Origin of the sequence: Streptomyces sp. Je 1-79, assembly GCF_025195125.1 — a bacterium.
Lineage (GTDB): Bacteria > Actinomycetota > Actinomycetes > Streptomycetales > Streptomycetaceae > Streptomyces.
In genome coordinates, this window is sequence record NZ_JAMGSL010000015.1 from 155559 (window position 1) to 173999 (window position 18441).

An 18441-nucleotide genomic window follows, 5' to 3' on the forward strand; every position below is an offset into this window, starting at 1 on the left:
CCGAACGGTCCTGAGCAGCCTGGACCGCGGACACCGCCCGTCGGCGGGGCGCATCACGTGCACCGTCCTCCGGGCGATCAACGGTCCTCGATGCACGGACAGGGCCCGGTCTGCTGCACTGCGCGGGCGGGCGATGGGTCTCCGTACCAGCCGAGCCACGCACGTCGACGCGCGCACGCCCAGCCTCTTCCCGTCTTCCCGCGAGATACGGACTTCTCTGCCCTGCGCCGCGCGCCCAACCCCTGGCCGCGCCTCCCGATCACGACGGCCGAAGCCTCGTGACGGGACGTCTTCTCACGTGCGGTATTCGTACTCCGCATCCAGTGCTGCGCACCCCAACGGCTCGAGTACGCCGGGTCCACCACGACCACCGCCAGCCCCGCACGGCGGGCCATCGCGACCAGGCGTGACATGAATCGCCCCACCGGCATCCCCGCCACCAACTCACGGAACCGCCGGCCGGACCGCCCCGCCCAGCCGCACTGCTCCCGTCCCACCTCAAAGGCAAGGTCCTCGATCACCAGGGCGGTCGCACCGCCCCCTGGGCCGCTCGGATCACGGCACTGCACGCGTGCCGAACCTGCGCATCCCTATGGGACGCCGAACCGCTGTAGTCGACATCCACCCGGTCAGGCCGGCCCACCGGATTGCCATGGACGTCGAGACGCCACACCGCCAGATGATCGGCATTGTGATCGACACCCAGCACCCCGCCGGCCAGTGCCGCAGCCATCACGGCAGCGTCGTCCGCTCCCTCGGGCAGGCACGGGGCGACAGGCGTGAATGACGCCGTCACATAGCACCGGCCGCCGTCGAACCGAACCGTGTATCCAGCACGGTGGGCCGAGATGTGAGAGCGCCACTCGGCATCGCGATACGCGAACACGCATCGGGCATCCAACATGTAGCGGCCGAAACGATCGCAGTGCTCGCGGTGGCGCTCCGCAAGCGCCGCGGGAAGCTTGATCACCACGACGCCGTCGGGACCGACCCTCAGGGACTGATTCCCGTATGTCTTGCCCGCCTCACCGTCGGCCTCGATCCGGTTCCGCGCCTCCCACCACCGATCACGCCAGTCGCCCAGCAAGCACTGCGACCGATCCAGGTGCAGCCGTTGACGGAGAAGGTCACGACCGCCGCGCACCACATGGACCCGCCCCTGAGCGGTGGCTACAGAGACCTGGACGGCACGTGCCCGAAGTCGCTGGAGGCGACGCTGCTTCGCCGCGCGCACCGCCCGGCTGGGATAGCCCTTGATACGGGAGGCCGGGTGACGCTCACCGACGGCGACGGACAGCCGGGCCTCGATCGCGGCGATCTCGGCGCGAAGACTCCTCAGATGATCCGCCTGAGCCCTCCGGGCCAGCTGCCACTGGTCGTTCGACCCCCGCGTGATCGTGCCGGCCCAGCGCGAGGAGCTGAGCGCCGTCAACTCACGCTTCCGCCGCGCGAAGTCGGCGGCGGTGTGCCGGGTACCCAGAGCCACCCGCTCGGCCAGATCACGCACGGCGAGCCGGGACAGATACTCCGCCAGCTCACGGAGGATCAGTTCATCCCGGCCCGAGAGACGCAGCCGCGTCTTCACGCTGATCGCGCCCTTCGGGGAGGCAAGCCGAGGGGGAGCCAACACGCGCAGCCCCGAAGGCGAACGCTCGACCATGCCCCACCTCCGATCACCAGCCCGTCGAACATGACAACGAGCCGGGCGAGCGAAGGTCACACACTCGGCCGAATCCCCGTACGAAGGAAGACAGACCGAAGGGCCGTACCTCGAGCATTGGGCGTCCAACCCCCCAGGAGGCACGGCCCTGCGGCCGGTTCAGCGGTGCGGTCGGTGTCAGACCGCGATGGCGACCTCCGCGAGGCCGCCCTTCTGGGCCACGACCTGGCGGTCGGCGGTGCCGCCCGGGATCAGGGCGCGGACGGTCCAGGTGCCCTCGGCCGCGTAGAAGCGGAACTGGCCGGTGGCGGAGGTGGGGACCTCGGCCGTGAACTCGCCGGTCGAGTCCAGAAGGCGGACGTAACCGGTGACGGGCTCGCCGTCCTTGGTCACGAAGCCCTGGATCGTGGTCTCACCGGGCTTGATCGTCGAGGCGTCGGGGCCGCCGGGCTGCGCTCCACACATATTTCTGTCCTTAGGTCCGTACGTCCGGGTGGTCTTACTTGTTGGCGCCGAGCTCGATCGGCACGCCGACGAGGGAGCCGTACTCGGTCCACGAGCCGTCGTAGTTCTTGACGTTCTCGACGCCGAGCAGCTCGTGCAGCACGAACCAGGTCAGCGCGGAGCGCTCACCGATGCGGCAGTAGGCGATGGTGTCCTTCGCCAGGTCGACCTGCTCGTCCTCGTAGAGGGCCTTGAGCTCGTCGTCCGACTTGAAGGTGCCGTCGTCGTTGGCGTTCTTGGACCACGGGATGTTGCGGGCGCTCGGCACGTGGCCGGGGCGCTGCGACTGCTCCTGCGGGAGGTGGGCCGGGGCGAGGAGCTTGCCGGAGAACTCGTCGGGCGAACGCACGTCGACCAGGTTCTGGGCGCCGATCGCGGCCACGACGTCGTCGCGGAAGGCACGGATGGAGGTGTCCTGGGCCTTGGCCTTGTACTCGGTGGCCGGGCGGGCCGGCACCTCGGCGACGAGGTCGCGGGAGTCGAGCTCCCACTTCTTGCGGCCGCCGTCGAGGAGCTTCACGTCCTGGTGGCCGTAGAGCTTGAAGTACCAGTAGGCGTAGGAGGCGAACCAGTTGTTGTTGCCGCCGTAGAGGACGACCGTGGTGTCGTTCGCGATGCCCTTGGCCGAGAGGAGCTTCTCGAAGCCCTCCTGGTCGATGAAGTCGCGGCGGACCGGGTCCTGCAGGTCCTGGGTCCAGTCGATCCGGATCGCGTTGCGGATGTGGTTCTTCTCGTACGCGGAGGTGTCCTCGTCGACCTCGACGACGGCCACCTGCGGGTTGTCGAGGTTCGCCTCGACCCAGTCGGCGTCTACCAGGACGTCGCTGCGGCTCATGCTGTTCTCCTCCGGGGCAGTGTTCGGCGGTGTGGTGCGGTGTCGCGCAGAGTGGTGCGGGTACGCGTGAGTGCTGCGTACGGGCTACACGGGTGGCCCCGACCGGAGGTCGACGGGCCTGAGGAATACGGGATTCGGACGTCCCGCTCAGACGGAGCGACAGAGCATGGCGGCGATGCGGCACAGGTCTACTGCCCGCCGCTTCGTGAGATCCGCCTGTCGCTTCATGCCCACGATCGTAGGGACGGACAGGCTGCCGTGTCACCGGTGTGTCGTATTTTGAGACGCGATCGTCCGAGATGTGGGACGTGATCACGCGGAAACGGGGCCCCGCCCGGCTCGTGGGCCGGTCGGCGGGGTGCGGTTTCTACGAGTCGGACAGTGCCGTCTCACCATGTGGCCACGAGGTCGCGAGGCAGTCGTGGCACGGGCCGCGGACGCGCCGGGGGCCCGTCGTCGGTACGGGCCGCGGACGGTCGCGGGCCCGTCGCCGGCACGGGCCGCGGGCCCTGCCGGCGCTGCGCGGGTCAGCCCGCCAGGACCACGTCCGAGCCCGTCACGGCGATGGCCACGCCGTCCTCGCGCGCCTCGACCTTCTCCAGCTTCATGCCCTCGGGCAGCCCGCCGATCTCGCGGTCGAAGTCGGTCCGCTTCCGGATCAGGGACTCGATGCCCGGGATGCCCTCGCCCGGCACCTCGTCGGCGCGCACCCGGATCGTGTTCCCGTCGACCAGGGTCACCGAGGAGACGACGCTGCGCGTGACCGTACGGCCCAGGATCTCGACACCGCCGGTGACCTTCACCTTGCCGTCGCCGCCGTAGGCGATCTTCACGTCACGCTCGGCGGCCGCCGTCAGGTCCTCGTACGAGATCAGTGCGGTGCCGGTCACGGTGCGGGCGCGGGCGCTCGTGTAGTCGCCCTGGACCGTCACGTCGTGGAGCGCGGCGGTCATCTCGCTGATCCGGATCTTCCGGCTGCCGGCCGTGGCCTCGACGCCGGTGAGCACGACGTCGACCTCGTCGAACCGCTTGTCCATGGCCTGGGTCAGGAACGGGAAGCCCTTGATGTCGACGTCCGTCGAGCCGGCCCGCGCGGGGCCGAGGCGCACCCGGTCGGCGGCCTCGGACTCGGCGTAGGAGACCGCGAGCCGGTCGACGCCCACGAAGATCCCGCCGAGCACGACAGCGACGATCAGCAATACGCGCAGTGCTCGCATGACCTGCAGCCCCCCAACAACCAAAAATGCGTCCGGCCCCCGACACGAAGATCGACGTGTCGCGGGGCCGGATGGTTCCCGTGGGGGTCAGGCGAGCGCGCGCCCCAGCAGGTAGACGGCGGGCGCGGCGGCGGTCAGCGGGAGCGCGACGCCCGCGGTCATGTGGACGAACCGCGAGGGGTAGTCGTAGGAGGCGACCCGCAGCCCGATCAGGGCGCAGACCCCGGCGGCGAGGCCGAGCAGGGCCCCGGAGGTCCCCAGGTCGGTGAAGCCGCCGGCGGCGATCCCCGCACCCGCGGCGGCGAGCAGGGCCACGACGACAGAGGCCGGGCCGGGGAGCGGGAGGGCGCGGGCCACGGTGGCGGCGGCCACCGCGAGGCCGCCGACGACGACGGCGTCGGGCGCGGCGCCGAGGTGTCCGGTGGCGAGGATCGTCAGCGCGGCCGAGGCGACGGTGGCCATCAGGCCGTACATGCGCTCGTCGGGGTCGGCGTGGCTGCGCAGCTGGAGGACGAGGGTGAGGAGCACCCAGACGCCGAGGGTGCCGAGGATCGCGGCGGGGGCGTACTCCCGGCCGGCGGCGAGCAGCGCGACGTCGGCGGCGAGGCCGCCCGCGAAGGCGAGGGCGATGCCCTGCCGGGCCGGCCACATGCCGTTGAGCCGGAACCAGCCGGCGGCGGTGACGGCCTGGAGCAGGACGAGCGGGACGAGCAGTCCGTACGGGCCGAGAGCTGCGCCACCGGCGAGCAGGACGCCGAGGACCGCGGTGAGGGCGGCCGGCTGGATCCCCGGCTGGATGATCGGCGAGCGGCCCTCCGCACGGGCGCGCTGGGCGTCGGTGAGGCGAGTGTGGCCGGAGGTGGTGGGGGCGGAGTACTCGGACGCCCCCGGAGCCACGGGGGCGCCCGGGGCCACGGGGCCGGCCGGGTTCTCGTTCGGCAGCGGGTGGGCGGTGGCGGGCTGCGGAGGCAGGTACGCGGAGTCGGCGGCGAGGGGCTGGACGACCGGCTGGTACTGCGTGTCCCAGGTCTGGCCCTCCCACGTCTGTGTCACGTGGGGGTCGTGAGGCTCCTGGTGCCCGTACTGCTGCTGCCGGTCGTACTGCTCCTGGCCGTACTGCTGCTCCTGGCCGTACGACTGCTGTCCGTGGTGCTGCTGTCCGTACTGCTCCGGGCCGTGCTGCTCCTGGCCGTACTGCTCCGGGCCGTACTGCTGCCGACTTCCCCGGTACGGGTCGTACGGCGGCTGCTGCTGGTCACTGCTCATGCTGTGCGGTTCACCCTCCTGCGAACGGCGGGAGCACCTCGACCGTGCCGCCCTCGGCAAGGCGTACGGTCTCATGCGCGCGGGTCCCGACGGGGTCACCGTCGATGAGGAACGAACACCGCTGGAGTACACGGACCAGCTCGCCCGGGTGCTTCGCGCGGGCGGCCTCCAGTGCGTCGGCCAGGTTCTCGGCGGTGTACGGCTCCTCGGCGACACCGGCGGCGGCCTTGGCCGCGGCCCAGTAGCGGATGGTTCCCGCTGCCATAGCGGCGCTCCCTTCGTTCGTGTGCGCGCCGGTGTCCATGATGGGCTATCGGCGGGTCAGCCAGTCCCCCACACGGCGCAGCAGCCCCTCGTCGGCCGCGTTCTCGGCGTGGCCCATGCCGTGCTCCAGCCACAGTTCGCACCCGCCGGCGGCGGCCAGCATCCGCGGGTGGTCGACGGGGAAGTACGGGTCGCGGTCGCCGTGCACGATCAGCAGCGGGGTCGGCGCGATCATCGGGACGGCCTCCACGGGCGACAGCGGTACGGGGTCCCAGTCACGGTTGTCGATCCGTGTCCGGAGCCCGTAGCGGCCGACCAGGCGGCCGAACGGCCGGGTGATCACCCAGTGGACGCGGCGCATCGAGGGCGTGCCCCGGTAGTACCAGCGGGCGGGGGCGCTGACGGCCACGACCGCGTCCGTGTGCCCGCCGGTGTCCCGTTCCATGGCCGCGTGGCGCAGGACGACCGAGCCGCCCATCGAGAAGCCGACGGTCGCCACGCGCGCGTGGCCGAGCTTCCGGGCCCAGCGCACCGCCGCCGCGAGGTCGAGCACCTCCCGGTCCCCGACGGTGGAGCGACCACCCGAACGGCCGTGTCCGCGGAAGGAGAACGTGACGACGGCGGCGTACGCGGAGAGTGTCCGTGCGGCGCGGCGGACGGCGGGCCGGTCGGCCGACCCCGTGAAGCCGTGGGCGAGGACGACGGCCGTTTCGGTGACACCTTGTGTACAGGGTTCGTAAACAGCCTCGATACGGACACCGTCGGCGGTGAGCAAAGTGGCACGCTGGGGTCGGGACGTGATCGAGGAAACATCCACGATGTGAAATCGGCCCTCTGCCTCGGAACTCATGTGAGCTATTCTGCTTGCCAGAGGATCCGGGCAACGCAGCCCCCGGGTCCTTTTGTGTTTCCGGACCGTTGTTACGGCCGGATGAACAAAAGCTCTCAGGGCGCGAGAGCCAGCAGTGAGCAAGTGCCGCAGCAGTCCTCGCAGGGACCGAGGAGGAACCGACGTCATGGACGAGCGAACCGAGCACGACCGACCGACGACACAGTCGACCACGCGGGTGGGTGGGGTGCGATGAGTTCACTGCTGCTCCTGACCAACGCGCTCCAGCCGTCGACCGAGGTGCTTCCCGCGCTCGGCCTGCTGCTGCACAACGTGCGGGTGGCCCCGGCCGAGGGACCCGCGCTGGTGGACACCCCCGGCGCGGACGTCATCCTCGTCGACGGCCGCCGTGACCTTCCGCAGGTGCGCAGCCTCTGTCAGCTGCTGCGTTCGACCGGGCCCGGCTGCCCGTTGATCCTCGTCGTGACGGAGGGCGGTCTCGCGGCCGTCACCGCCGACTGGGGGATCGACGACGTGCTGCTCGACACCGCGGGCCCGGCCGAGGTCGAGGCCCGGCTGCGGCTGGCGATGGGGCGGCAGCAGATCGTGGCCGACGACTCCCCGATGGAGATCCGCAACGGCGATCTGTCGGTGGACGAGGCGACGTACAGCGCGAAGCTCAAGGGCCGGGTCCTGGACCTGACCTTCAAGGAGTTCGAGCTCCTGAAGTACCTCGCGCAGCACCCGGGCCGGGTCTTCACCCGCGCCCAACTCCTCCAGGAGGTCTGGGGGTACGACTACTTCGGCGGCACCCGTACGGTCGACGTCCACGTGCGGCGGCTGCGGGCCAAGCTCGGCCCCGAGCACGAGTCGCTGATCGGCACCGTCCGTAACGTCGGCTACCGCTTCGTCACCCCGGAGAAGGTCGAGCGGGCCGCCGAGGAGGCGCGGGCGCAGGAGAAGGCCCGGGTCAAGGACGCCGCGCGCGATGTCACCCCCGCGGAGGACGGGAACGTGGCGGAAGCCACAGCGCGACCTGCCGGTAGGTAGGTCACCCCGCGTAGACTGCCGCGCGTGGCCAAGGTGACGCGGGATGACGTAGCGCGACTGGCGGGTACTTCGACCGCGGTCGTGAGTTACGTCATCAACAACGGACCCCGGCCGGTTGCCCCGGCCACGCGCGAGCGTGTACTCGCCGCCATCAAGGAGCTGGGCTACCGGCCCGACCGGGTGGCGCAGGCGATGGCGTCGCGCCGCACGGACCTCATAGGCATGATCGTCCCGGACGCGCGCCAGCCGTTCTTCGCGGAGATGGCGCACGCGGTCGAGCAGGCCGCCGCCGAGCGCGGAAAGATGGTCCTCGTCGGCAATTCGGACTACCGCGACGAGCGCGAGGTCCACTACCTCCGCGCGTTCCTCGGCATGCGGGTCTCCGGGCTGATCCTGGTCAGCCAGGGCATGAGCGAGCGGGCCGCGAGCGAGATCGAGGCCTGGGACGCGCGTGTGGTGCTGCTGCACGAGCGGCCGGAGGCGCTGGACGACGTCGCGGTCGTCACGGACGACATCGGCGGCGCCCAGCTCGCCACCCGGCACCTGCTGGAGCACGGGCACCCGTACGTGGCCTGTCTCGGCGGCGTTCCGAACACCCCGGCGGTCGGCGACCCGGTCGCCGACCACGAGGAGGGCTGGCGGCGGGCGATGCTGGAGGCCGGCCGCTCGATCGAGGGCCGGCTCTTCGAGGCTCCGTACAACCGCTACGACGCGTACCAGATCGCGCTGAAGATCCTCTCCGGCCCGGACCGGCCGCCGGCGATCTTCTGCTCCACGGACGACCAGGCCTTCGGTGTGCTGCGGGCCGCGCGCGAGCTGCGGATCGACGTGCCGACGGAGCTGGCGGTGGCGGGCTTCGACGACGTGAAGGAAGCGGCGCTGACGGATCCGCCGCTGACGACGGTCTCCTCGGACCGCCCGGCGATGGCCCGGGCCGCGGTGGATCTCGTCCTGGACGACTCGCTGCGGGTCGTGGGCTCGAAGCGCGAGCGGGTGAAGCAGTTCCCGTCGGCACTGGTGATCCGCCGCTCCTGCGGCTGCGACGGCTGACGCTCCCCCGGGGCCTCGGGACTCCAGGGCACCGGGACTTCGAGGCCTCGGGCCCCGGCCGGCAGGTCCCCGGCGCCTTTATTTCGGGCATACAGGCTTCTGTCGGGCTTCTCAGGCCCTCCTCAGAGAGCTCTCATGAACGGCTCCGAGAGTCTTTCCCATGACGGACCACCAGCAGCAGCCGCAGCAGCCGTACTACCCGCCGCAGCCTCCGAGGCCGCCGTACGACCCGACGGAGCCCGTCACGACGGAGCCGGGTACGACGATCTGGCCCTCGGGGGGCCACGTGCCTCCGGCCTTCACTCCCCCGCCGCCGCCCGCGCCCGCCGCGGAGGCCCCCCTCCCGCGCCGGCGCGCCAAGCGGGGCGTCGGGCTCCTCGCCGCCGTGGCGATCGCCGCGGCCGCGATCGGTGGCGGCACCGCCACCCTGGTGCAGCAGCTGACCGCGGACAGCGCCCCGACCGCGTCCGGCGTCAGCGGGACGAACGTCTCCGCGAGCAGCAAGGGCACGGTCGCCGGGGTGGCCGAGGCCGTCTCGCCGTCGATCGTGGAGATCTCCGCGAGCTCCGCCTCCGGCAAGTCCACCGGCTCCGGCGTGATCATCACGAGCGACGGTGAGATCGTCACCAACAACCACGTGATCTCCGGCGCCTCCGCGATCAGCGTGCAGCTGTCGAACGGGAAGACGTACGAGGCGAAGGTCGTCGGGACCGACCCGGGCAAGGACCTGGCGCTGATCAAGCTGGAGGGCGCGTCCGGGCTGAAGGCGGCCACGCTCGGGAACTCCGACGACGTGAAGGTCGGCGACGAGGTCGTGGCGATCGGCTCCCCCGAGGGCCTGACGGGCACCGTCACCAGCGGCATCGTCTCCGCGCTCGACCGTGATGTGACGGTGGCCAAGGACGACGGCCAGGACCAGCGGCAACAGCAGCAGTACGACCCGCGACAGGGCTGGCCCTTCGAGTTCGGCGGGCAGGAGTTCAACGGGGACACCGGTTCGTCGAAGACGACGTACAAGGCGCTCCAGACGGACGCCTCGCTGAACCCGGGGAATTCCGGCGGCGCGCTGATCAATATGAACGGCGAGATCATCGGAATCAATTCGGCCATGTACTCGCCGAGTTCTTCGAACGGTTCTTCGGCCGGAAGTGTCGGCCTCGGATTCGCCATCCCGGTGAACACGCTCAAGGCCGATCTCGACGACCTCCGGGACGGCGGAGCGAACTGAACGCGTGCGAGGCTGGCACCATGACTGGCCCGGTGAATGAAGGCGACCGCATCCTCATCGTCGACGACGAGCCCGCCGTACGGGAGGCGCTGCGGCGGAGTCTCGCCTTCGAGGGGTACGGGACGGAGGAGGCGGTCGACGGGGTCGACGCGCTCGCCCGGATGGAGTCGTACGCCCCCGATCTCGTCGTGCTCGACGTGCAGATGCCCCGGATGGACGGGCTGACGGCGGCGCGCCGGATCCGGGCGTCCGGCTCGACCGTGCCGATCCTGATGCTGACGGCGCGGGACACGGTCGGCGACCGGGTGACCGGGCTGGACGCGGGCGCCGACGACTACCTGGTGAAGCCCTTCGAGCTGGACGAGCTCTTCGCCCGGATCCGGGCGCTGTTGCGGCGCAGCTCGTACGCGAGCGCGGCCGAGGCGGCGCCCGAGGGCGATGTGCTGAGCTTCGGTGATCTGCGGATGGACCTGGCGACCCGCGAGGTGACGCGGTCCGGGCGGGCGGTGGAGCTCACGCGGACGGAGTTCACCCTGCTGGAGATGTTCCTGGCGCATCCGCGCCAGGTGCTGACGCGTGAGCAGATCCTGAAGGCGGTGTGGGGCTTCGACTTCGAGCCGAGCTCGAACTCGCTCGACGTGTACGTGATGTATCTGCGGCGGAAGACGGAGGCGGGCGGCGAGCCGCGCCTGGTGCACACGGTGCGGGGCGTGGGGTACGTGCTGCGCGGCGGAGGTCCTGAGTGAGGGGTCCGGTGGAGTGGTTCCGGTCGCGGCCGCTGCGGTCGAGGCTCGCGCTGCTCACGGCGACGGCGGTCGCGGTGGCGGTCGCGGCGGTGTCGCTGGCGTGCTGGTTCGTGACGCGGGCGCAGCTGGAGGCGGAGCTGGACTCCTCGCTGCGCAGCAGCCGGCTGGACGCCGGGTCGGTGCAGGCGCTGCTGGCGACGTGCCGGGACCGGAGCGAGGCGCCGGTCGCGGCCGCCGGCTCGTACACGGTCCAGATCATCCTGACCGACGGGACGGTCTGCACGTCCGGGAGGTCGCCGGTGGCGGCGGAGGAGACCGACCTGGCGGTGGCGCGCGGGCAGTTGGAGTACGCGCTGCACACGACGAAGGCCGACGACGGCACCGAGATGCGGGTCTACACGTATCCGGTGCGGCAGGGCCCGGTGGGGCTCGGGGTGTCGGTGGCGCGGCCGCTGTCCGAGATCGACAACTCGATGGGGACGCTGGGCTGGGTGCTGCTGCTGGTCTCCGGGATCGGTGTCGTCGGCGCGGGGGCGGCGGGTCTGTGGGTGGCGAGGACCGGGCTCGAACCGGTGAACCGGCTGACGGGTGCGGTGGAGCACGTGGCCGCGACGGAGGATCTGACGGTGCGGATCCCGGTCGAGGGCGAGGACGAGATCGCGCGGCTCTCGCGCTCCTTCAACGCGATGACGGCCGCGCTCGCGGTCTCGCGGGACCGGCAGTCGCAGCTGATCGCGGACGCGGGCCATGAGCTGCGGACGCCGTTGACCTCGTTGCGTACCAACATCGAGCTGCTGGCCCGCAGCGAGGAGACGGGCCGCGCCCTGCCGCCCGAGGACCGGCGGGCCCTGATGGCGTCGGTGAAGGCGCAGATGACGGAGCTGGCGGCGCTCATCGGCGACCTCCAGGAGCTGGCCCGCCCGGACGCGGTGCAGCCGGGCCCGCTGGAGGTCGTACCGCTTCACACGATCCTGCGGTCGGCGCTGGACCGGGCGCGGCTGCGCGGTCCCGAGCTGACCTTCGTCGCGGACCTGGCGCCCTGGTACGTCCGGGCGGAACCGGCGGCGCTCGAGCGCGCCCTGGTGAACATCCTGGACAACGCGGTGAAGTTCTCGCCGCCGCGGGGCACGGTGGAGGTGGCCCTGATGCGGGGCGAGGTGACGGTCCGCGACCACGGCCCGGGCATCCCGCCGGAGGAGCTCCCCCATGTCTTCGACCGTTTCTGGCGCTCGCCGTCGGCGCGCAGCCTGCCCGGTTCGGGCCTGGGCCTGTCGATCGTGGCCCGTACGGTCCACCAGGCGGGCGGCACGGTGGCCCTGACGGCGGCGGAGGGCGGCGGCACGTCCGCGGTGCTGCGTCTGCCGGGCGCGCCGACGCCCCCGCCGTCAGTTGTGGCGGAGGAGGGAGTCGACCAGGCCTGAGCGGGTGTTCGGGAAGTCCAGGGCGACGATGCCCAGGCCCTTCCAGGCGCGTGCCGTGCCGTCCAGGAAGCCGTGGACGCGGGGGTTGAGGTTGTCGGAGTTCCAGCGCGGCGGCAGGGACGCGGACGTGCTGACGAAGTTGATGTAGAGCTTGCCCGGCTGCTCGACGGCCCGGCGGAAATGGGCCTCGATCTGGGGGTACTTGGCGTTCGGCAGGGCGTTCCAGTCGTCCTGGAGCGCGATGGCCCCGCCGTCCCACCACTTGAGGCCGGGCAGGCCGCCGTTGTCGGCGATGAGGACGACCTTGCCGCGGGCCTCACCCAGGGCGGGGAGCGTGTCGCCGATGCGGAAGAGGGGGCGCCAGCCCCGGTTGTCGAGGTAGTCGTCGAAGACGGCCCGGAAGGTGGCGTCGGAGTCCGACGAGTACTCCTGCTTGACCCGCATCAGGACGGTCTCGGAGGGGTGGGCGGCGAGGAAGTCGCGGCAGGCGACGAGGACGTCGCCGAACATCATGTTCTGGTACGAGGCGCCGTGGTGGATGGCGAAGGAGCCGCCGGTGACCCGGCAGCGGATGTCGAGGAACCGGATTCCGGAGGCGAGCTGCTGCGCGACGGTGGTGTTCTGGCACTCGGACCAGGGGCCGCCGAAGCGGGCGCCGGAGTCGTGGGTGCCGGGGATGGTGAGCTTCTGGAGCGGGGTGGGGTCGCCGTGGCCGGCCATCCAGTCCTGGGGCCCGAGGGCTCCGCGGACGCGCGCCCGGGCGGGCGCGGATCCGATGAGGACGGTGGCGCCGGCTGCCGCGGCTCCCGCGAGAAGGCTTCGTCGGTCCATGCGCGGAGTATGACGCGTACGCGTCAACACGCGCCAGGGTCCGGCGGACACGAAAGGGGCGGCGGACCGTCGGAACGGTCCGCCGCCCCCTGGGCGTCGCGGAGTTGCGTGCGGAGTTACTTGACGACCGTGATCCGGCCCGTCGCCGGCGGGGCCAGCGGGGCGCTCGCGGTGGAGTGCGCCGCCAGGTAGGCCGTGAACATGTCCAGGTCGGACGCGCCGACCAGCTTGTTCTTGTGCTCCTTCAGGACGGCGAAGCCGTCACCGCCACCGGCCAGGAACTCGTTCATCGCGACCCGGTAGGTCTTCGACGGGTCGATCGCCTCGCCGTTCAGCTTCACCGAGGACACCACGATCCGGTCGGCGCCGGCCTTCGTCATGTCCAGGGTGTACGTGAAGCCCTTCGAGACCTGGAGGATCTTCGGTGCGGCCTGGTTCGGGCCGCTGACCTGCTGCTGGAGCGTGGTGATCAGCTGCGCGCCGGTCAGGTCGACCGCCGTCATCATGTTGGTGAACGGCTGGACCGTGTACGCCTCGCCGTACGTCACGACCCCGTCGCCCTCGGCGCCGGACGCCTTGTGGACCAGGGGCGCGCGGACACCGCCCGGGTTCATCAGCGCCAGCTGCGCGCCGCCCTTGTCGGCCGGGGCCATGCCCTCCAGCTGGGCGTCGGCGATCAGGTTGCCGAGCGGCTTCTCGGCCGCGTCGGCCGGGTTGTCGACGTCGCCGGCGATGTAGCCGACGGGGCGGCTCGCGATCGGCGCGGCCAGCGTCTTCCAGCGGTCGATCAGCCGCGTCATGTCCTCGGCCTTGGCCACGTCACGGGTGACGACGTGGTTCGCGGAGGAGACGGCGGTGCGGACGATGTCCTTCGAGCGACGGTCGTAGGTGAGCGTCGTGTCCGTGTACAGCTTGCCGAAGGAGGCCGCCGAGGTGACCGTGCGCGGCTTGCCGGACGGGTCCGGGATGGTGCACGCGTACGCCTGGTGGGTGTGGCCGGTGACCAGCGCGTCGACCTGCGGGCTGACCTTCTTCGCGATGTCGACGATCGGGCCCGAGATGCCGTCGCCGGGGCCCGGGCTGTCGCAGTTGTAGTTGTACGAGCCCGAGGCCGGCGCACCACCCTCGTGCAGCAGGGCGACGATGGACTTGACGCCCTTGCGCTCCAGGACCTTGGTGTACTTGTTGATCGTCTCGATCTCGTCGCCGAACTTCAGGCCCTTGATGCCCTCGGCGGAGACGATGTCGGCGGTGCCCTCCAGCGTGACGCCGATGAAGCCGACCTTGACGCCGTTGCGCTCCCAGATGAAGTACGGGTCGAGGATCGGCTTCCCCGTCTTCTCCTTCGTCACGTTGGCCGCGAGGTAGGGGAAGCGCGCCCCCTTGAACCGCTTGCCCTCCTCGAAACAGCCGGCGGTCGGGTGACAGCCACCGTTCTGCATACGGGCGAGCTCGCGGGCGCCCTCGTCGAACTCGTGGTTGCCGACGGAGCTCACGTCGAGCTTCAGGCGGTTCAGCGCCTCGATGGTCGGCTCGTCGTGGAAGAGCCCGGAGACCAGCGGGGAGGCGCCGACCATGTCGCCGGCGGCGGCGGTGACGGAGTACGGGTTGCCCTTGCGCGCCTCGCGCAGGTGCGTGGCCAGGTACTCGACGCCACCGGCGTCGATCGTCCTGGTCGTGCCGTCCTCGTTGGTGTGGGTGACCCGGCCGGCCGAGCCCGTGGGCGGCTCCAGGTTCCCGTGCAGGTCGTTGAAGGAGAGGAGCTGCACATCGACGTAACGCCCCTGGCCGTAGCCGTAGCCGCGGGCGTCGCCCCTGTCCTTCGTACCCGAGGCGCCCGCGGGCAGCGCGGCGACCAGCGCGCCGACGGTGGCGAGCCCCGCGCCGACGGCGAGTATCCGCCCCGCTGTCCTCTTCTTCTTCGGTGTCGCTGCCATCGCTCCCCTTGTCCCCGCGCCCCGTAGTGCGGCGCCACTCGACTGCTGACGTGCCAGCGCAGCCTAGAGTCAACGCGCGTAGCGCAACAGGGGGTACCGGGTTACAACTAGGTTGATTCCGTAGGCTCGGAGCCATGACTCCTGACGCGGCACCGGCCATCGAACCCGGCCGGCAGATCCAGACACTCGACGAGCTCTCCCCCGAGCAGGTGACCGACGTCCTCGACCTGCTGGAGGCGGCCGACCGCGCCGACGGCGTCCACGCCGTGTCCGAGCAGGGCCGGCTGTATCTGCGGCACGGCCGCCGCGAGGGCGTACGGCACTTCCTGCTGACCGTCGGCCCGCACCTCTACGGCTACGCCCAGCTGGAGGACACCGACCCCGTGGAGGCCCCGGCCGCCGAGCTCGTCGTCCACCCCTCCCACCGCGGCCGCGGGCACGGTCGGGCGCTCGGGACCGCGCTGCTCGCGGCCTCGGGCAAGCGGCTGCGGGTCTGGGCGCACGGCGGGAAGTCGGCGGCCCGGCACCTGGCCCAGGTGCTCGGTCTGACCCTCTTCCGCGAACTGCGCCAGCTGCGCCGCCCCTTGGTGCCGCTCGACATCCCGGAGCCGGTGCTGCCCGACGGCGTCACGGTCCGCACCTTCGTGCCCGGCCAGGACGACGCGGCCTGGCTCGCGGTCAACGCGGCGGCCTTCGCCCACCACCCCGAGCAGGGCTCGCTCACCCAGCGGGACCTCGACGACCGCGCGGCCGAGCCGTGGTTCGACCCCAAGGGCTTCTTCCTCGCGGAGAAGGACGGGCGGCTGATCGGCTTCCACTGGACGAAGACGCACGCGGAGGACCAGCTCGGCGAGGTGTACGTGATCGGGATCCTGCCGGACGCGCAGGGCGGCGGTCTCGGCAGGTCGCTCACGGCGATCGGGCTCCGGCACCTGGCGGCGCAGGGCCTGCCGACGGCGATGCTCTACGTCGACGCGGACAACACGGCGGCGGTGACGGTGTACGAGCGGCTGGGCTTCGTCACGCACGAGGTGGACCTGATGTACCGCACGGAGTCCTGAGCCGCACGCACGGAGTCCTGAACACGCGCTGAGCAGGGGGCGGTTGACACCGCCCCCTGCTTTGCACCACCCTTTCACTACTTGATTAGTGAAAGGGTGGTGAAGGGGAACGTGCTCGAGTACCGCATCGACCGGCGCAGCGGCGTCGCCACCTACCTCCAGATCGTCCAGCAGACCCGACAGGCCCTGCGCATGGGCGTTCTGGAGCCCGGCGACCGGCTGCCGACCGCGCGCGAGGTCGTCGAGGCGACGGCCATCAACCCGAACACGGTCCTCAAGGCCTACCGCGAACTCGAACGCGAAGGGCTCGTCGAGGCCCGGCGCGGCCTCGGCACCTTCGTGCGCGCGACGCTGGGGACCGGACCGGCGGACTCGCCCCTGCGGGGCGAACTCACCGACTGGGCGCGCCGTGCGCGGGAGGACGGCCTGGAGCGCGAGGACGTGGCCGCGCTCTTCACTTCCGTACTGATGGAAATCTTCGAGGGGGACGCATGACCGGTGGAACGGCCCTGAGCACCGAGGGCCTCGGCAAACGGTACGGACGACGGGGGCCCGGCTGGGCCCTGAGGGAGTGCACCCTCGCCCTCCCGGCCGGCCGCGTCTGCGCGCTCGTCGGCCCCAACGGCGCCGGCAAGTCCACCCTCCTCGCCCTCGCGGCCGGCCTCCTCCGGCCCACCGAGGGCACGGTCCGGGCCCCGGCGCGCGAACACCTCGCGTACGTGGCCCAGGACAAGCCGCTCTACCCGCAGCTCACCGTCGCCGAGACGCTGCGCATGGGCCGCGAGCTCAACCCCGGCCGCTGGGACGGGGCCGTCGCCGAACGGATCGCCGCCGACCTCGACCCCGGCGCCCGGATCCGCACCCTCTCCGGCGGCCAGCGCACCCGCGTCGCCCTCGCCCTGGCCCTCGGCAAGCGGCCCGAACTGCTGCTCCTCGACGAGCCGATGGCCGACCTCGACCCGCTCGCCCGCCACCGGCTCATGGGCGTCCTCATGGCCGACGCCGCCGAACGCGGCACGACGGTCGTCATGTCCTCGCACATCCTCGGCGAGCTGGAGGGCGCCTGCGACCACCTGCTCCTCGTCGACGACGGCCGGGTCCGCCTCGACGGCGCCATCGACGACCTCCTCGCCGCGCACGTGCTCCTGCGCGGCCCGGTCGCCGACCTCGCCCCGCACACGGTCGTCGAGTCCCGCACGACGGGCCGTCAACTCACGGCCCTGGTCCGCCGCGAGGGCCGCGTCGAAGGCCCCTGGCAGACGAGCCCCCCGTCCCTCGAGGACCTCGTCCTCGCCCACCTCCGCACCGCGAAGACCCCCGAAGGAGCCTCCGCATGAGCCGCCTCGCCCTGAAGGGCCCGTACTGGCTGACGGCCCGCCAGCACCGGAGAGCGGTGTGGGCGGCCGCGGCCGCCACGGCCCTGTCCCTCGCCGTCCTCGCGGGGCTGCGGCTGTGGGACGCCGCGAGCGCGGACACGTTCGTGGAGAACGGCCACACGATCGCCTCGAACGACAACCGCGGATTCGGCATCCTGCGCCTGGCCATGGAGTACGCCGGTATCGGCATGGTCCTCCTGCCCCTCGTCGTCGGGGCCTTCGTCGCGGGCCCGCTGATCGCCCGCGAGCTGGAGAGCGGCACGTACCGGCTCGCGCTCACCCAGTCCTTCACCCCCGTGCAGTGGTTCCGCGCGAAGGTCCTCACCGCGGCCGGCGCCGCCCTCGCGGCCACCCTCGCCCTCCTGGCGATCTACCGGATCGGCTGGGGCCGCGTCTCGGGCACCTGGCAGCTGAACTGGTCGGACCGCGGCCCGTACGAGGCGACCGGAACCGTCCTCGTCGCGTACGTGCTGCTCGCCGTCGCGGTGGGCGCGCTCCTCGGGCAGCTGGTCCGGCGCACGGTCGTCGCCATGGCCGCGACCGGCCTGGTCACCGGCCTGGTCCTGGCCGCGCTCGGCGCGCTGCGGTGGGACTTCCTGCCGGTACGGACCGTGACCGGGCCGCTCGAACCCCACCTGTTCGTGCCCAGGGATGGTCTGATGATGGATACCGGCATGATCAACGGCAGGGGCGAACGCCTCCCGGAGTGGATCTGCTTCGAGCGCACCCGGAGCCTGTACGACTGCCCGGCCGACCTGGACATCGCCGCCCAGTACGTCGACTACCACCCCGAGTCCCATTTCTGGCCCACCCAGCTCATCGAGACCGGCATCGTCCTCGCCCTCGCCGCCCTCGCCCTCTTCGCCGCCTTCCGCGTCCTGCGCGCCCGGCACCGGTAGCCCGCCCAGGCACACCCAGGACCGCCCAGAACCCCGTACCGTACGGAACAAGGCGTCGGAATTCGGCCGGCGGGGCCCTTCAGGGGCCCCGCCCCCGATTCCCGCACGACATGTCGTCGTTACCGGCCATTCAGACGCGCTTGCGAGGCTCGCGCAATGAAGCCCGTCGTGCCCGCGACCCCCAACGCGCTCCCCAAAGGGAGACTTCCCGCGCCCACGGCCCGCTCCGACGCGCCCGACCACCCCTTCGCGCGGAAGAATGGGGCC

Annotated in this window: 18 protein-coding genes; 9 read left to right on the top strand and 9 right to left on the bottom strand. The window is 71.6% G+C overall.

Annotated elements, in window-relative coordinates; all coding sequences use genetic code 11:
- Window positions 1–517: 517 nt before the first annotated feature.
- The 7 genes from M5362_RS27970 to M5362_RS28000 all read right to left on the bottom strand — a co-directional run bounded on the left by M5362_RS27970 (window position 518) and on the right by M5362_RS28000 (window position 6596).
- A complete protein-coding gene (locus M5362_RS27970) occupies window positions 518–1660 on the bottom strand; it encodes a hypothetical protein (RefSeq protein ID WP_260230571.1) in 1143 nt (380 codons plus the stop codon).
- A 177-nt stretch (window positions 1661–1837) separates the two neighbouring features.
- Entirely contained in the window at window positions 1838–2125 is a 288-nt protein-coding gene (locus M5362_RS27975; protein ID WP_260230572.1) for a DUF1416 domain-containing protein, read from the bottom strand.
- Between the two features lie 34 nt (window positions 2126–2159).
- Window positions 2160–2999 carry a sulfurtransferase gene (locus M5362_RS27980; RefSeq protein WP_260230573.1) on the bottom strand — a complete coding sequence of 280 codons (840 nt, stop codon included), beginning with the start codon at window positions 2997–2999 and terminating at the stop codon, window positions 2160–2162.
- A gap of 527 nt (window positions 3000–3526) precedes the next feature.
- Window positions 3527–4216: a DUF2993 domain-containing protein gene (locus M5362_RS27985; protein WP_260230574.1), complete on the bottom strand. Its 690-nt coding sequence runs from the start codon at window positions 4214–4216 to the stop codon at window positions 3527–3529.
- 87 nt (window positions 4217–4303) lie between these two features.
- Entirely contained in the window at window positions 4304–5482 is a 1179-nt protein-coding gene (locus tag M5362_RS27990) for a hypothetical protein (RefSeq protein ID WP_260230575.1), read from the bottom strand.
- Window positions 5483–5492: 10 nt separating this feature from the next.
- The gene (locus M5362_RS27995; protein WP_260230576.1) at window positions 5493–5747 is read right to left on the bottom strand and encodes a MoaD/ThiS family protein; all 255 of its coding nucleotides are present in this window, start codon (window positions 5745–5747) and stop codon (window positions 5493–5495) included.
- A gap of 45 nt (window positions 5748–5792) precedes the next feature.
- A complete protein-coding gene (locus tag M5362_RS28000; RefSeq protein ID WP_260230577.1) occupies window positions 5793–6596 on the bottom strand; it encodes a S9 family peptidase in 804 nt (267 codons plus the stop codon).
- A gap of 231 nt (window positions 6597–6827) precedes the next feature.
- On the opposite strand from M5362_RS28000, the gene M5362_RS28005 reads away from it, so the two are divergent.
- The 5 genes from M5362_RS28005 to M5362_RS28025 all read left to right on the top strand — a co-directional run bounded on the left by M5362_RS28005 (window position 6828) and on the right by M5362_RS28025 (window position 12070).
- Window positions 6828–7625 carry a response regulator transcription factor gene (locus M5362_RS28005; protein ID WP_260230578.1) on the top strand — a complete coding sequence of 266 codons (798 nt, stop codon included), beginning with the start codon at window positions 6828–6830 and terminating at the stop codon, window positions 7623–7625.
- Window positions 7626–7649: 24 nt separating this feature from the next.
- Window positions 7650–8675 carry a LacI family DNA-binding transcriptional regulator gene (locus M5362_RS28010; protein ID WP_260230579.1) on the top strand — a complete coding sequence of 342 codons (1026 nt, stop codon included), beginning with the start codon at window positions 7650–7652 and terminating at the stop codon, window positions 8673–8675.
- Between the two features lie 160 nt (window positions 8676–8835).
- The gene (locus M5362_RS28015; RefSeq protein ID WP_260230580.1) at window positions 8836–9903 is read left to right on the top strand and encodes a S1C family serine protease; all 1068 of its coding nucleotides are present in this window, start codon (window positions 8836–8838) and stop codon (window positions 9901–9903) included.
- A gap of 20 nt (window positions 9904–9923) precedes the next feature.
- On the top strand, window positions 9924–10649 hold the full coding sequence (locus tag M5362_RS28020) for a response regulator transcription factor (protein WP_260230581.1): 726 nt from the start codon (window positions 9924–9926) through the stop codon (window positions 10647–10649).
- Between the two features lie 8 nt (window positions 10650–10657).
- The gene (locus tag M5362_RS28025) at window positions 10658–12070 is read left to right on the top strand and encodes a cell wall metabolism sensor histidine kinase WalK (RefSeq protein WP_260230582.1); all 1413 of its coding nucleotides are present in this window, start codon (window positions 10658–10660) and stop codon (window positions 12068–12070) included.
- On the opposite strand, the gene M5362_RS28030 is transcribed toward M5362_RS28025, so the two are convergent.
- Both M5362_RS28030 and M5362_RS28035 read right to left on the bottom strand, forming a co-directional pair.
- The gene (locus M5362_RS28030; RefSeq protein WP_260230583.1) at window positions 12035–12901 is read right to left on the bottom strand and encodes a phosphatidylinositol-specific phospholipase C; all 867 of its coding nucleotides are present in this window, start codon (window positions 12899–12901) and stop codon (window positions 12035–12037) included. The two genes, M5362_RS28025 and M5362_RS28030, sit on opposite strands and share 36 nt — an antisense overlap.
- Window positions 12902–13017: 116 nt before the next feature.
- Entirely contained in the window at window positions 13018–14838 is a 1821-nt protein-coding gene (locus M5362_RS28035) for a bifunctional UDP-sugar hydrolase/5'-nucleotidase (RefSeq protein WP_260230584.1), read from the bottom strand.
- 134 nt (window positions 14839–14972) lie between these two features.
- Here M5362_RS28035 and mshD point away from each other — a divergent pair, with 134 nt between their 5' ends.
- From mshD to M5362_RS28055, 4 genes are all read left to right on the top strand, one after another.
- Window positions 14973–15899, top strand: coding sequence for a mycothiol synthase (gene mshD / locus M5362_RS28040; RefSeq protein WP_260230585.1), 927 nt, complete (start codon window positions 14973–14975; stop codon window positions 15897–15899).
- A 111-nt stretch (window positions 15900–16010) separates the two neighbouring features.
- Window positions 16011–16394 carry a GntR family transcriptional regulator gene (locus tag M5362_RS28045; RefSeq protein ID WP_260230586.1) on the top strand — a complete coding sequence of 128 codons (384 nt, stop codon included), beginning with the start codon at window positions 16011–16013 and terminating at the stop codon, window positions 16392–16394.
- The gene (locus tag M5362_RS28050; protein ID WP_260230587.1) at window positions 16391–17236 is read left to right on the top strand and encodes an ABC transporter ATP-binding protein; all 846 of its coding nucleotides are present in this window, start codon (window positions 16391–16393) and stop codon (window positions 17234–17236) included. The genes M5362_RS28045 and M5362_RS28050 overlap by 4 nt, the downstream gene beginning before the upstream one ends.
- Window positions 17233–18174, top strand: coding sequence for an ABC transporter permease (locus tag M5362_RS28055; RefSeq protein ID WP_260230588.1), 942 nt, complete (start codon window positions 17233–17235; stop codon window positions 18172–18174). Before M5362_RS28050 ends, M5362_RS28055 begins: the two co-directional genes overlap by 4 nt.
- Window positions 18175–18441 lie beyond the last annotated feature (267 nt).